The sequence below is a fragment of the Clostridium tertium genome (genome assembly GCF_017873245.1).
GTDB lineage: Bacteria > Bacillota > Clostridia > Clostridiales > Clostridiaceae > Clostridium > Clostridium tertium.
The window spans coordinates 48,428-63,188 of record NZ_JAGGJY010000009.1; the positions used below are offsets into that span (position 1 = coordinate 48,428).

A 14,761-nucleotide genomic window follows, 5' to 3' on the forward strand; every position below is an offset into this window, starting at 1 on the left:
TACCCCTGATATACAAATAATTGGGAACTTTCAAATTTCGTTGACCTCAGGGGCATTAATTAACTAATTATTATACTGGATAACTCTTTAAAACAGTAACATTACCTTTTATTTTATATTCTCCTAAAGTTGCTGGTATTAAATAACTATCCCCCATCTTTATAGTTTCTGAGAAATCCTTGCCCTCTATAGTTCCTTCACCTTCAACGCAAGTATACATATCAAATTTTTCAACATCACTTGCATCTTTATATTCTGAAGTAATTACTATCTTTTCTATTCCAAAATACTCATTTTTACATAGTAAGCTATGATTATATCCATTATAATTTACTACTTCTTTTTCACTTAAATTTTCACATTGAAGATCAAAATTTATAACATCTAATGCTTTTTCAACATGAATTTCTCTTGGTCTTCCATAGTCATATACTCTATATGTTACATCACTATTTTGTTGAATTTCTGCTATTATAACACCCTCACATATAGCATGAACTAATCCACTATTTATTAAGAAACAATCACCTTTTTTAACTTCGATTTTATTTAAATAATTTTCCACATCATTATTTTTTATAGCTTCTTCAAATTGTTCTTTAGTACAATCTTTTGTTCCTACTATTAATGATGCGCCTGGCTTAGCATCCATCACATACCAAGCTTCTGTTTTTCCGTAATCGCCTTCATACTTTGCGGCATATTCATCTCCTGGATGAACTTGTACAGATAGTTTTTCTTTTGAATTTATAAGTTTTATAAGTAAAGGAAATTTTTCAAGTGTTATCTTTTTCCCAACAAGTTCATGTCCATATTCTTTTATTAAGTCATCAAAGCTAGTTCCTTTTAATGAACCATTTACAACAATTCCTGTTCCATTTGGATGACAGGCTATATCCCATGTTTCTCCTATTTCACCTTCTGGCATATTATCCCTAAAAGCTTCAAAATCTCTACCACCCCATATTTTTTCATAATAAAGGTTTTCAAATCTAATTGGATACATTAATCTTCCTCCTCTTGTAACTATAATTATACTCTTACTACTGTATAGTATATAACAAAAATATATACTTTTTAATATATTTTCCATACTTTTATGTAATTGTAAAATATTCTTTCTAATATATTTCTTATTATATAATCTTTTTATTAATTTTCATAATAATATTATTTAGATGTTTATTAGCATATAAATATCAAATAAATTCCTATTCCATATCTTATATTCTTTAATCTATAAAATGTACTCTTCTATGCAATCTGCTACAGAGTCAACTAAATATGATGCATGCTCCTTTAGTTCTTCTTCTACATGATGAAATGTAAATGAATTTTTAGTTATATTAAACATAGTAACATCATTCCATGAATCACCTATAGTATATATGTAATCATCTTTTATAAACTCTTGTTTAGCAATATACTTTATTCCATTTCCTTTTGAACACCCTAATGGTACTATATCTATATAAATATCATTTCTGTATGCAATTATCTTATCTTCATATTTTTTATTAATTTTATTTTTAACTTCCTCTATTTCTAATATATCTTTTTCAGGACTGTATATAGAAATTAAACTTAATTCCTCTTCTATTTCATCTACTGAATTTACTCTTTCCTTCTTAGGATATGGTAAATTATCTCCATCTGTTAATAAATATGTATTAAAGCCTGATTCTACTGAAATAGCTACATTTTCTTCTTTTATTTCATTTATAATGCTTTTAATTATATCTTTTTCAATTATTTCTTGCTTAATCTTTGTTCCTAAAGTATCTACTATTAAAGCTCCATTTAGTAATACATAATAATTTGCAAATATCTTATATTCATCCTTTAACATTTGTACTCCATTATATGGTCTTCCTGTTGAAACTACTAATAACTCTTTTTGCTTTTGAAGCTTAATTATAGCATCCTTATCTCTTTTTGTAACTTGATCATTTTTTATTAGTGTCCCATCAAGATCTGTCGCTAGTAATTTAATCATTTATTCCTCCAGTAGTATATTAATATTTTTATACTACAATTTTACCATATCATTACTTAAATTTTTATAAATAAATTTTTACACCATTATATTTTGTTTAAAATAATCTTTATGCATTTTTAGAAGATAATACTAGGAATTAAAAACTTCATATTTCAAATAATATAAGTATAAGGAGGGATTTATATGCCAACAAAACCTAACAAGAAAAAAATTTATTTACCTAATGAAAGAACTGGATATGCACCAGAAAAACATTCTCTAGTTAGTCATGGAAAGATTGAAGGACCATCCAGTCCATTACCTAGCACAGTAGAGGATGATATAGTTGTAAATAATATTGCTTATATGGAATTTGATTATACGGAGCAACCAGAAGTAGATCCTGAAATTGATACAAATGCTCCAAGTAAATAAGCTATATTAATTGAACAATGCCTAAGAAAATAATTTATATGCTAATATTTCTCTAGTTTTTAAAATAAGATTTTATTATAAAGGAGAGATACAATATGTCTAACAATAAGAAAAAAAGAACAGATGGAAAAATTCCAATGAAAAATAAAAGTTTCGCGACTCCTGTTACCTCAAGTAATATATCTACCTCATTTTATGAATATACTAAGAAAGAACAAGTTGCTAGAAATACTAGTAAAAATCAATTATATTAAAATATAGACAAATATAATTTAAAATAAACTAATATTACATTTAAATGGACAACTACTAAATTATCAGGAAAATTTTCCGATAATTAAAACAGTTGTCTATTTTTTTTATTTTTATACAACTTATTTTAAAATCACTTATATTTAGAATTTATGGGAGGGTTATATGAAAAAATTTTTTGAAATTAAAAATAGAAATAAAGAAAAAAAATTTAAATTACGAAAAAATTCAAAAATAGAAAAAAATAAAAGAACTAAGAATAGGAGAGCACATAAAATATCAAATAGGCTTATAAGCTGTTTCCTTTTAATTATAGTCTTAATAATATTTATCTGGAGACTAGGGCTTTATAACATGAAGCAAATTAATGACGCATCTGAAAAGCTTTATTTTAATAATACTTTAGGAATAACTTACATAAATGAACTATCAGAAAACTCTACTTACAATTATCTTGCTAGTAAACAATTAATTATAAGCAGAGATGATAATGAAAATAAATTATTGATGCAAAATATTTATTATAATAATCAAAGAAATGAACAACTTATACAGTTATATAGTAATTCAATTACCAAAGAAGAAGATAAAGAAAGATTTGATGAAATAATATCTTCATTAAAAGAACTAGAAGAAACAACTAATAAAATAATTTCATTAGTTAAAGAAAAAAAATTTACTGAAGCAAATGCCTATGCATATGATTTAGATACTAATCGTGGACATTTTATTATAAAAATAGATAGATTGGTGGAATTAAATAGTAAGTGGGCCCAAGAATCTATTATATCTAATAAAGCTATCTATAATAATTCATTAAAACTTACTTCAATTGTAATAGTAATTTCAATATTAATAATTTTAATATCATCGGCAAGAATTACAATTAGAATTACGAAATCACTAAAGAAAATAATGGCTTTATCTAATAGAATAGCAAAATATGACTTAACAGAATCTATAGATGTTGCTTATAATGATGAATTTGGAGCCATTGGTACATCTCTAAACATAGCTCAAGAAAACTTAAGAAATATAATAAATTCCTTTAAAAACAGTACTGAAATGGTTAACAATTCATGTGAGAATTTAGCTATCTCAATAGAAGAAGTAACAGCTCAATTTGATTTGATAAACGAATCTTCTAATGACATTAATTCTACAATCCAAGAAACTAGTGCCATAACTGAAGAATTATCAGCTTCAATTTTAGAAGTAAGCTCTAGTATAGATGTACTTTCAGAAAAAGCTAATGATGGAAATATGAATTCTGAAAAAATTCAAAAACGTTCAACTAATATTAAACAAAATACTGAATATGTTATTGATAATACAAGTAACTTATATAGAGATGTTGAAAATGATATAAAATCATCAATCGAAAAAGGAAAAATAGTTCATGAAATAGTTAATATGGCTAACTCCATTGAAGAAATTGCTGAGCAAACTAATCTTTTAGCTTTAAATGCAGCAATTGAGGCTGCTAGAGCTGGTGAGCAAGGAAAGGGATTTGCAGTAGTAGCCGAAGAAGTTCGAACTCTAGCCGAACAATCTCGTTCATCAGTACAAAACGTAAAAGATACTATAAAGCAAGTTCAAATATCCTTTAATAATATAACTGATAGTAGTAATAAACTATTACAATTTATGAATAATGAAATTATGAAAGAATTTAAAGGATTTATTAAAGTTGGTGATAAATACGAGAAGGATGGAATATTTATTAAGGATATGAGTGAAGATATTGCTGCAATGTCAGAAGAAGTTTCTGCAACAATGAACGAATTAAATGATGCTGTTCATTCTGTAGCCTCAATGACTCAAAGTTCATCAGCAAATGTAAATTCTGTTAAAGATAGCATAAATGATACTACAAATGCAATAATCACAATTTCTGAAACTGCTCAAAATCAATCCCAGTTAGCTCAAGAACTTTTAGATTTAATATCAAAATTTAAACTTTAAACTAATAGGTAGATTCATTCGAATCTACCTATTATTGTTTTGATAATTAATATCTAAATCCCATCATAGAACCAGATCTTCTACAAGTTCCTCTTCCTCTACTTTCTGAATTAAATCCATATCTATTTTCTTCTTCACTTTTTTGTCCTTGACCTTGGTATCCTTCCCCGTAATAAGGACAATTTTGATTTCTCCATCCTGAGTAATTATTGTCCTCATTTATATTATAATCTTGATCTATATTAGAATTATCAGTTTCGCTTACCTCTGCTCCAACTGAATTTGTTACCGGACTATCTTCCTCAGCTGCAAAAGCTATAGCTCCTGTCCCTATTGTAATAGCACCTATTATAGATAGTGATAAAATTAATTTTTTCATAGTTATTATACCTCCAACAAATATCTTCTTAATGGATTAAATATTACTCTAATAAATAAACATTTCTATCAATCTCTTACTTATTAGGTATCTTTAAGATTATAATAACTCTTAGTTTTAATAAGTTAATGGTTAATTTGTGATGAATTTGTGAAAACTTATTTTTCTTTTATTAAACTTCTAGGAATATCAAAATAAAATTTACTTCCTTCTCCTATATTACTTTCAACTCCATAATTAAATCCATGTGCTAATATTATCTCCTTGGAAATTGCTAGCCCTAAACCCATTCCCCCACTTTTATCTTCCTTATAATATCTATCCCAAATATAATTAATAGATTCCGGCACTATTCCCTTTCCATAATCCTTCATATATACTTCTATATTATTTTCTACTTCTCTCATTCCAAATACTATTTTATCCTTGCTTTCAGAATGTTTTATAGCATTAATAAAAAAGTTAGATAATACTCTAAATAAATAATTATTATCTATAGATGCAAATATATTCTTATTATATAAATTTTTATCTATTTTAAGCTGTAAATCATAGTTATTATAATTGCCATTAATTAAATAATTGTTTAACTTATCATAACTTTCCTTTACAAACCTCTTAATATCATACTCAGACGGCTTAATTATTTTTTTATTATCTCTTAGTTTCGTTAAAACCAATATTTCTCCTACAAGGTCTGTTAATACATCAACTTCTTCAATTATACTAGATGCATATTCAACAACTTCCTTATCAGAAACTAATCCATCCTTTATAACTTCACTATTAGCTCTAATTACACTTAATGGAGTTTTTAAGTCATGACTTACATTTGCAATAAATTCCTTTTGCATATTATCTTTGATTTCAAGCTCCTTAGCCATATTATCTATACTGTCATTTAATTCCTGAATCTCATCTTTCGTATTAATTTCAATCTTACTACTATATATTCCTTTAGAAATATCATTAGCCCTTTTTCTTAAAGATATTATTGGTTTTGTAAATTTTCCTCCGAGATAAACAGCTATAAAAGTAGATATAATTAATGAAAATAAAAATATTGATATCATTATTAAATTAACACTTTTTATTAATGATTTTGTTCCTTCATAACTTTTATAAACAACTATATCACCATAGCTAGAATTTCTTTTAAGACCTATATATGTATTACCATCACTAGACTTAAAAACCTGCCTACCTTTTATACTTTCGTAATCTATAGAATTCATTTTCCCCATCATGCCCATCTTACCCATTTGCCCCATATGCCCATTTCCATTATTAGCTTTGCACATATTCGTAACTTTGCCATTATTAATTAATACAGCATATATATTCGCCAAATCTGTAACAGTATTATTCTTTGCTGCTTCTAAAACATATTCACTAGCTTCTTCCAAATCAATATATTCATTATTTATATAAATCTTTGGTAAAATAAATGATGTCAAGATCAATCCAATAATAGCCACTACTAAATTCATTAATATCATATATTTAACTATTCTTTTACTTATCTTATTCATTATTCTATAGTAAGGCTATAGCCTACCCTCCATACAGTCTTTAGATTCTCCCTAAAAAATTCTAACTTTTCTCTAAGCTTTTTAACATGAGTATCTACGGTTCTAGTATCTCCGTAAAAATCATATCCCCAAACACTAGTTATTAAATCCTCTCTTGTAAAAACTCTATTCTTATTTTTCATTAAAAACATTAATAAATCATACTCCTTAGGAGTTAAAATAATTTCTTTCTTATTTTCAAAAACTCTTCTATTATTATCATCTACTCTTAAATTACCTAACTTAATTTCCTTAGTATATTCATTTTTAACACTATTAATCCTTAACCCAACTCTTAAAACTAATTCTCTCATACTTATAGGCTTTACCATATAATCATCCGCTCCAAGCTCAAATCCAAAGATCCTATCTTCCTCTTCACCTCTAGCGCTAGTTATAATAACCTGAGTTTTATTATTTAAAGATTTTACTTTCTTTAAAAGATACCAACCATCCTTATTAGGCATCATTATATCTAATATAACTAAATCATATGTATTATTTTCGATTAAGTCCTCTGCTACTTTGCCATCATTAGCCAAAGTAACCTCATACCCCTCTTTTTCAAGATATAATTTCATAACTTTACTTATTTGCTTCTCATCTTCTGCTACTAAAATCTTGCTCATATATCCTCCAATTATAGAAAATAACGTATAAAATATAAAACATAAATTGTAAAACATTAAATATAAAATATAAGATATTAAATATAAGAGCTATACAATTTAATAATTATATATCCATAAGTAACCCATATTTTTATATAATAAAAAAACTTTAAATATTGTATTATTTTATATTTTTTATACAAAATATATATTTTGTACTAATATATATTCTCTACTGACATTTCCAAATATTTATTTATACATAATATATCATAACATAAAAACTATATATAATTATTCAAATCACAAAATAAAGACTATATATTCATACCATTAAATTGTTCAATTAATTCTACTCTATACTTCATATTTTTTCCTATATATGTGTTTTAAAAACGTGTTGTTTATTAATATTATTAACTTATAATTGATTAATCCATAACTTAATTGTCTAAAATTAAAATGTATATTATATGCATCTAAAAACACTCTACCTTTTCAATATTGAAAATAATAATAATAATAATAATAAGGATGATTAAAATGAAATGTAAAGTTAAAACTATTATTGAATATAGCACTGATCCTATAAAAGAAAAAGCTATTAAAAATAACTTTAAATCAATTAATGATCATTTAAACTCTCTGAACACAATAGACATATTTAAAAATAAAGAAATCAATTATTGCCCTTATTGTAAAAATAGTACTTTTATTAAAAATGGAAAATTTAAAGGGATTCAAAGATATAAATGCAAAAATAGAAACTGCTCTAAAACATTTTCTGCAAAAACTAATTCGCCTTTTATTTACTCAAAGAAAAATATTACCTTATGGATGAAATATTTATCACTTATGAATAGTGGCATGTCTATAAGATCTTGTGCACACATTTTAGGAATAAATATTGCAACATCATTTTATTGGAGGCATAAAATACTTGTTGCAGAGGCATCTAATAATAATTTCAAAATTTTAAAAGATTATGTTGAAGCAAATAAAATAATGATAAAAGAAAATTTTAAAGGGAATAAAAATTCTAAAACTTTTAGTAAAGAAAAAATATTTATAATTTGTGCCATGGATAATAACAAATCAATTTTATCTAAGGCAGTATGCAGATATTCTATTTCCTTGGCATCAATATCAAAAAACTTCTATCCAAATTTAGATAAATCAGCATTTTTAGCTACTTCTGGAGATAGATGTTTAGTTGCCTTTGCTAAAAAGCATAACTCTACACTTCCTAAAACAAAAATCGATAAATTCAATGAAATTAAATCTGAAAGTTTAAATGCTAAAAATACTTTTTCCTATATTACCTTACCTCATATACATAGTTTCTCTTTTAATATTTATAGGTGGCTTAAGAGGTTTAAAGGTGTTGCCACAAAATATTTAGAAAACTATTTAAGTTGGTATATTCTTGACTATAAATCTAACTATTCCCTTTGTAACTCTAATCAAATTATCTTATCAATATACTTGTATTGGTAATTATTGATTAATTTTCTATATAATCATTTTTTATAATCTTTTTTTAATTTATTTCATAACACTTTTTTAATTGAAAATAAATTTTATAACCTATTCTGGTATCCTACACCTATATTTATTATAAAATTTTGTGATATCAAACAATTTTCATTTTAGAAATTCAATGCCAATCTGTATTTTATATCTTTATATCGCTTATATATATTTTTTGTAATTTATATTTTATATATTTTTTATAGTGACTTAATATAATTTCCTTATAGCACTTTATTTTATAGCACTTTTCTTTGATTTCTTTATAACATTTCTAATTAATAACATCATAAATCTTCATTATTAATAACAACATAAATTTTTATTTTTATATCACTATTCTTATATTTTCATTTTATAAAACCAACAATTTGTTAAAACACATTTACATAGTATTAATATTTAAACCACACGTATATGTATTCTACTAATATGTGTATATAATTCTTATTGTATTATCATCATGCATATTTCTAATAGTACAATTTATTTTATTGTAATACTTTAATCATTAAACTATTAAACTATTTAATTATTTAATTATTTAATCATCTAATTCATAAATTTAATACTAAACTCTTGAATTATTTAATTTGTAAAGTTAATAAATAGATCTTTCATTTAAATTAAAAATAGAGCAATGAACTTATTGCTCTATTTTATATAAATATTTTTTAATATTATTTATAAATACTATTAGAGTTATTTATATTCTACTCCTGCATTGACTTTAGTAACTTGAACTACTGTCATTTTTTGTTTATTTCCATTTATAATTTCATGCCATTTTCCTGCATGGATGAATACTGTGCTTCCTATACTAACATCAAACTCATTTTCTCCAACTTTTATTTTTCCTTCACCTTTTAAAAATATAAATATTTGTTCTCCATTTGGATGTCTATGTGTTTTTAGAACCTGGCCTGGTTCGAAAAAATAAACTTCTGAAATTAAATCATTTCCTGAAAACACTGGAATCTTAGGAACTACCATATCATTATATTGCTCTATTGTCCCATTTAAAAGTTGTTTATTAATATCCATACTAAACCCTCCATAATTCTATATCTAAATAATGTTTATTAAATCTCTTTAACTTTAGTATTACTTATCAGTATTATATTATTCTATATAAATGTTAACATCCTACATTATTAATATTAATTATAAAAAAAGATACTCATATAACATAAATACGTTTTATGAGTATCTTTTCTCTTTTTTTAGCAATAGTTTATTAGTTATCTTTAAATTAATATTTTAATTATAATAATATTAAGCTGTTACTTCTGATTTTCTTCCTTCTATCTTTCCTGCTATCTTTTCTCCAACATTTTTTAATGCCACAGAAATAGCTAAAAATACTACTAGTATTAATCCTAGAATTAAGAAATCTTTTCCTATTACGCTGTAGTTAATTACATCTGCAGAAATAACTTCTCTTAAAGCTTCAACTGCATAAGTAAATGGCATAAATGGATTTATAACTCTAAAGAATTTAGGTACTACTTCTAGTGGAAATGTACCTGCACATGCAGTAAGTTGAAGTATTAATAATATTATACCTAATAATCTTCCAGCATCGCCTAATAATGAAATTAAGCATTGAATAATTGAGACAAAAACTAATGATAAGAAAATGTTTGTTCCTATATAAGCAAATACGTTGCTTGTCTCTAAACCAAGCATTATTACTACTACACTTACAAGAATAGCTTGTAGTACACCTACAAATGCATAAGATAAATATTTTCCTACTACTCTATCAAACTTAGATAAGTTTTCCTCATCTTTTACCTTAGATGGTATTACGAAAAACATCATTATAGCACCTATCCATAATGAAAGTGGAATAAAGTATGGTGCAAAACCTGTTCCATAGTTTGGAATCTTATTTATTGAATCAAAAGCCATATTAATTGGTTCTGATACAAACTCTCCCATTGTATTTGATGGATTTACTAGACCATCTTTCATTTTATCTGAACCTTCATTTAGTTTAGTTGTTAATTCATTACTTCCATCATAAAGCTTTTTAACTCCATCACTTAACTCTGGAACACTTGCTGTTAATTGTGATATCCCATCATTTAATGCTTTTTGTCCACTTACTAGTTGATTTGAACCATCAGCTAGTTTAACAGAACCATTTGCCAATTCATTTGAGCCATCGTAAAGTGCTGTTATACCTGATGCTAACGTTGGAATATTAGATTTTAAGGCATTAGTGCCATCATTTAATTGTGATGCACCTACGTTTAGCTTATTTAATCCAACATTTAAATTTCCCATATTATCTGAGATAGCCTTTAATCCTACTCCAAATTCACTAGTCTTAGGATCTAAATTAGCATATAAGCCATTTAATCCAGCATTTAATTGTGAAATTCCATCTTTAACAGTTCCAACTTTTGAAATTAAACTAGTAGTTCCTGCTGCTAAGTTTTTTGATCCTTGTGAATAATCATTTAATGATTTTTCAAATGACTTAGATCCTTCTGCAAGTCTCTGGATCTTAGGTGCATTTTCTTTTGAATTACTTTGAATCTTATTTATAATTTGTAGTGCTTGCTGTATTGACTTATTCTTATCTTCTTCGCTAGTAGAAGGACTTGCTGCATTCTCTAGAGCTTGTTGTATCATAGTTGTTGCATTTACTGAGTCTGATACTCCATTTATTAACTCATTTATTCCAGTTTCTATTTTTGAATATCCTGCTACTAAAGGATCTGAACCAGCAGTTACTCGATTTGCTCCTTCATATAACTTAGCTATATCCTCTTGTCCTGCTGATAATCCTGAATTTAGTTCATTAGCTCCAGCTTTTAATTGACCAACAGCTGGATATATTTTTCCTGTGTATGCATTATATATATTTTTGCTTCCATCTGATAATTGGTTTGCTCCTGATGAAGCTTCAGAAATTCCTGACTTTAAATCTCCTGTTCCTTTTGCTAATGCATTTACTCCATCACTTAATGTAGGAACTTTTTCATATACTTGTCCAAGGCCTGAATTTAAAGCTTTAGCTCCTCCTATAAGTGTTCCTATACCATCGTTTAATGCTACTTGTCCACCTAATAATTGACTTGATCCATCACCTAGTTTATTTGCTCCATCAACTAATGTTGGTACTTTTTCATTCATTGTTCTTAGACCATCATAAATTTGTTTACTTCCGTCAGCAGCTTGAGTTAATCCATCCTTAGCTTCATATAAACTATCAAATGCTACTTCTACATAATTACTAGATATTTTTTTAGTAATCTTAGCTTTAAGTTCTGCTTCTACTTTTGAGTTTATTTGTGATGCTAAAAAGTTTTTCTTATCATTTGATATAAAATCAACTTTTGCGACTTGTGGTGTTCCTTCTTTTGCTGATATTACGTTTGATGAAAAATCTTCTGGAATAACTACTTTTGCATAGTACTCTTTTCCCTCTAAGCCTTTATTTGCATCTTCTTCTGAGGTTATTTTCCATCCAATTTCTTTATTATTCTTAAGTTCATCTTCTACGTCTTTACCATAATTTACTTTGGCACCATCCAAGATAGTCCCTTCATCTTTATTTACTACTGCAATATGGACATCTTCAAGTTTTGCATATGGATCCCAGAATGCATATAAGTATAATAATGAGTATAATAGCGGTACTACAATAATTGCAATTATCGATACTCGTATGAATCTGTTTTTAAATATGCTTTTGATGTCTTCCCCTGCAATCTTTAGGAAATTCATACAATCACCTTCTGTTTAATTTTTATACTGATTAGTCAGTCAATCAATATGATATATTTATACTACTTTTGTACTAAGTAGTCAATATAATTTTTGAAAATATATTTATATTTTTTCACTAACTTTTAGTAACATAATTTGAAAACATTTATTTATTTTTATTTATCTATCTATTTATCTTAAATAAAAGCATACTATATAGCATATACTCTTTTATTTAATAAAAAATAAAAAGATTAGATTTACATTAAATATATAAATCTAATCTTTTTATATCTCTATTTTCAAAATGCAATCATTGCTTACTTTAATTATTTCTACGTAATTAAAGTAAGTAACTATTATCTTTTTAATTTATTCGTAAATTACTTTCTAATATTAACGAAATTTAATATTTAACTTCTAATTATTCTACATTTTTAATTATCTTTGCCGGATTTCCACCAACTACAACATTGTCTGGTACATCTTTTGTTACTACTGAACCTGAAGCTATAACTACATTATTACCTATAGTTACTCCTGGATTTATTGTTGAATGTCCGCCAATCCAAACATTATCTCCTATAGTTACACTTTTTCCAAACTCATATTTTAATCTTTCCATTGGATTTATTGGATGTGTTGCTGTATAAATATGTACTCCTGGTGCAATAAAACAATTCTTTCCTATTCTTATTTCACATACATCTAGCATTATACAGTCAAAATTAGCATAAAAACCATCTCCAACGTGTATATTATACCCATAGTCACATTTAAAATTAGGCTCTATATAAAAATTCTCTCCTGTAGATCCTAAAAGGTCTTTTAAAATCTTTTTACGTTCATCTCGTTCTGTTTCTATAGTATTATTAAATAATCTAGTTAATTTTCTTGCTCTTAATCTTCCATTCTTTAATTCTTCATCACTTGGATCATATGGTAAACCCTGAAGCATTTTTTCTTTTTCTCTCATATATTCTCTCCTTAAATATCCTTGTTTTATCTCTATTCTATTCTTGCATGTTCTTATAAACACAACCTCTATTTATATACACTAATTTATTTTGGCTTAATTTAGTAGTAATTTTTTTATTTACCTATCTATAAATATTTATAATTTGCTAGATTCATATTTGTATTTATAAAATAACGATTTCATTATCTTTTTACATTTATTCCGTACTCAAAATACCTCATAAATTTTTCAACTGTTTCTTCATGATCATATTGGTCTTCATTTAAAATTTCATAAAGAGCAGAAGAAACTAATACACCTATTAATCCATAGCTTAATAACATTGGATCATCATTTTCTATAAATCCTCCATCCATTACAGCTTTAAACTTAAGTGAACTTTTTTCTATAAGAGTCTTTATTTCTTCTCTTAGCATATTATTTCTTTCACCAGTTCCCCAAAGCTGGCTAATTATTACTTTAAATAAATCCTTGTTTTCATAAACATACTTAAGTTGAACTTTTGCTGAAACTTTTATTATTTCATATGGATCTTTAATATCTTTTGTTGCTTCTTCTATTTCCCCATTAATAAGGTTTATTCCTTCCTTAATTATAAAAATAAAGAGTTCTTCTTTACTTTTAAAGTGATAATATAAGCTACCCTTTGCGACTCCAGCTCTAGCTACAACTTCATCCATTGTTGCTCCTGTATAGCCATAATTTGAAAAAACCTTTATAGCTGATTCAAAGATAGCTTTTTTAGTTTTATTCATTAAGATCTCCACCTTCTTAGAAATTATCTTTTCGTATTCTACCATAATAATCTATCACATTTTTCTCGTACTCTTCATTAAGCTTATTAGAGCTTAAAACAAAATCAGCTGTAGATTTACTCATTGCAACTATTACATCATATAATACAGCTATTCTAAGCAAAGCCTTAACATCTGGATCATGAGGTTGTGATGTTAGTGGATCCCAAAAGAAGATCATTATATCTATATCTCCATTTACAATAGCAGCTCCAATTTGTTGATCGCCTCCCATTGGTCCACTCTTAAATCCATAAACATTTAATCCAGTTTTTTCACTAATTAGCTTAGCAGTTGTACCAGTCCCACAAAGTGTATGCTTTTTTAATATCTCCTTATTTTCATCCACCCATTCAATTAAAGCTGACTTTCTGTTGTCATGAGCTATAAGTGCTATTTTTTTCGCATCACTCATTTTATATTTACTCATACTTCTCCCCCTAATTCTACCTATAAAACAATTTAATAACTACATATAAAATAAATTTTCAATATTTATTTAATTAATTTTCTTAGTCATTATTAAAATTATACATAACTAATT

Annotated in this window: 14 protein-coding genes; 4 read left to right on the top strand and 10 right to left on the bottom strand. The window is 26.1% G+C overall.

Annotated elements, in window-relative coordinates; all coding sequences use genetic code 11:
* Positions 1 to 70 precede the first annotated feature (70 nt).
* On the bottom strand, positions 71 to 1,006 hold the full coding sequence (locus J2Z25_RS11070) for a type I phosphomannose isomerase catalytic subunit (RefSeq protein ID WP_209740517.1): 936 nt from the start codon (positions 1,004 to 1,006) through the stop codon (positions 71 to 73).
* 231 nt (positions 1,007 to 1,237) lie between these two features.
* Complete coding sequence (locus tag J2Z25_RS11075) at positions 1,238 to 1,996, bottom strand: HAD-IIB family hydrolase (RefSeq protein ID WP_209740519.1); 759 nt, start codon at positions 1,994 to 1,996, stop codon at positions 1,238 to 1,240.
* 186 nt (positions 1,997 to 2,182) lie between these two features.
* Here J2Z25_RS11075 and J2Z25_RS11080 point away from each other — a divergent pair, with 186 nt between their 5' ends.
* From J2Z25_RS11080 to J2Z25_RS11090, 3 genes are all read left to right on the top strand, one after another.
* Positions 2,183 to 2,413 (top strand): hypothetical protein, encoded by a 231-nt coding sequence (locus J2Z25_RS11080; protein WP_099345776.1) that lies wholly within the window; start codon positions 2,183 to 2,185, stop codon positions 2,411 to 2,413.
* A 95-nt stretch (positions 2,414 to 2,508) separates the two neighbouring features.
* Positions 2,509 to 2,667 carry a hypothetical protein gene (locus tag J2Z25_RS11085; protein WP_008680812.1) on the top strand — a complete coding sequence of 53 codons (159 nt, stop codon included), beginning with the start codon at positions 2,509 to 2,511 and terminating at the stop codon, positions 2,665 to 2,667.
* A 163-nt stretch (positions 2,668 to 2,830) separates the two neighbouring features.
* Complete coding sequence (locus J2Z25_RS11090; protein ID WP_209740521.1) at positions 2,831 to 4,630, top strand: methyl-accepting chemotaxis protein; 1,800 nt, start codon at positions 2,831 to 2,833, stop codon at positions 4,628 to 4,630.
* Positions 4,631 to 4,676: 46 nt separating this feature from the next.
* Here the strand turns inward: J2Z25_RS11090 and J2Z25_RS11095 are convergent, their stop codons facing one another.
* The 3 genes from J2Z25_RS11095 to J2Z25_RS11105 all read right to left on the bottom strand — a co-directional run bounded on the left by J2Z25_RS11095 (position 4,677) and on the right by J2Z25_RS11105 (position 7,209).
* Complete coding sequence (locus J2Z25_RS11095; protein ID WP_209740523.1) at positions 4,677 to 5,009, bottom strand: hypothetical protein; 333 nt, start codon at positions 5,007 to 5,009, stop codon at positions 4,677 to 4,679.
* A gap of 158 nt (positions 5,010 to 5,167) precedes the next feature.
* Positions 5,168 to 6,541, bottom strand: a complete 1,374-nt coding sequence (locus J2Z25_RS11100; RefSeq protein WP_209740525.1) for a HAMP domain-containing sensor histidine kinase — start codon at positions 6,539 to 6,541, stop codon at positions 5,168 to 5,170.
* The gene (locus J2Z25_RS11105) at positions 6,541 to 7,209 is read right to left on the bottom strand and encodes a response regulator transcription factor (RefSeq protein WP_209740527.1); all 669 of its coding nucleotides are present in this window, start codon (positions 7,207 to 7,209) and stop codon (positions 6,541 to 6,543) included. Before J2Z25_RS11105 ends, J2Z25_RS11100 begins: the two co-directional genes overlap by 1 nt.
* 525 nt (positions 7,210 to 7,734) lie before the next feature.
* Here J2Z25_RS11105 and J2Z25_RS11110 point away from each other — a divergent pair.
* A complete protein-coding gene (locus J2Z25_RS11110; RefSeq protein WP_245173280.1) occupies positions 7,735 to 8,688 on the top strand; it encodes an IS1595 family transposase in 954 nt (317 codons plus the stop codon).
* Positions 8,689 to 9,423: 735 nt separating this feature from the next.
* On the opposite strand, the gene J2Z25_RS11115 is transcribed toward J2Z25_RS11110, so the two are convergent.
* The 5 genes from J2Z25_RS11115 to J2Z25_RS11135 all read right to left on the bottom strand — a co-directional run bounded on the left by J2Z25_RS11115 (position 9,424) and on the right by J2Z25_RS11135 (position 14,647).
* Positions 9,424 to 9,765 (bottom strand): cupin domain-containing protein, encoded by a 342-nt coding sequence (locus J2Z25_RS11115; RefSeq protein WP_209740529.1) that lies wholly within the window; start codon positions 9,763 to 9,765, stop codon positions 9,424 to 9,426.
* A gap of 231 nt (positions 9,766 to 9,996) precedes the next feature.
* Complete coding sequence (locus J2Z25_RS11120; protein ID WP_209740531.1) at positions 9,997 to 12,462, bottom strand: YhgE/Pip domain-containing protein; 2,466 nt, start codon at positions 12,460 to 12,462, stop codon at positions 9,997 to 9,999.
* Between the two features lie 406 nt (positions 12,463 to 12,868).
* Entirely contained in the window at positions 12,869 to 13,420 is a 552-nt protein-coding gene (locus J2Z25_RS11125) for a sugar O-acetyltransferase (protein ID WP_209740532.1), read from the bottom strand.
* 185 nt (positions 13,421 to 13,605) lie between these two features.
* Positions 13,606 to 14,178, bottom strand: a complete 573-nt coding sequence (locus tag J2Z25_RS11130) for a TetR/AcrR family transcriptional regulator (protein WP_008680827.1) — start codon at positions 14,176 to 14,178, stop codon at positions 13,606 to 13,608.
* Positions 14,179 to 14,194: 16 nt separating this feature from the next.
* Positions 14,195 to 14,647 (bottom strand): methylglyoxal synthase, encoded by a 453-nt coding sequence (locus J2Z25_RS11135; RefSeq protein WP_097032983.1) that lies wholly within the window; start codon positions 14,645 to 14,647, stop codon positions 14,195 to 14,197.
* Positions 14,648 to 14,761: the final 114 nt, after the last annotated feature.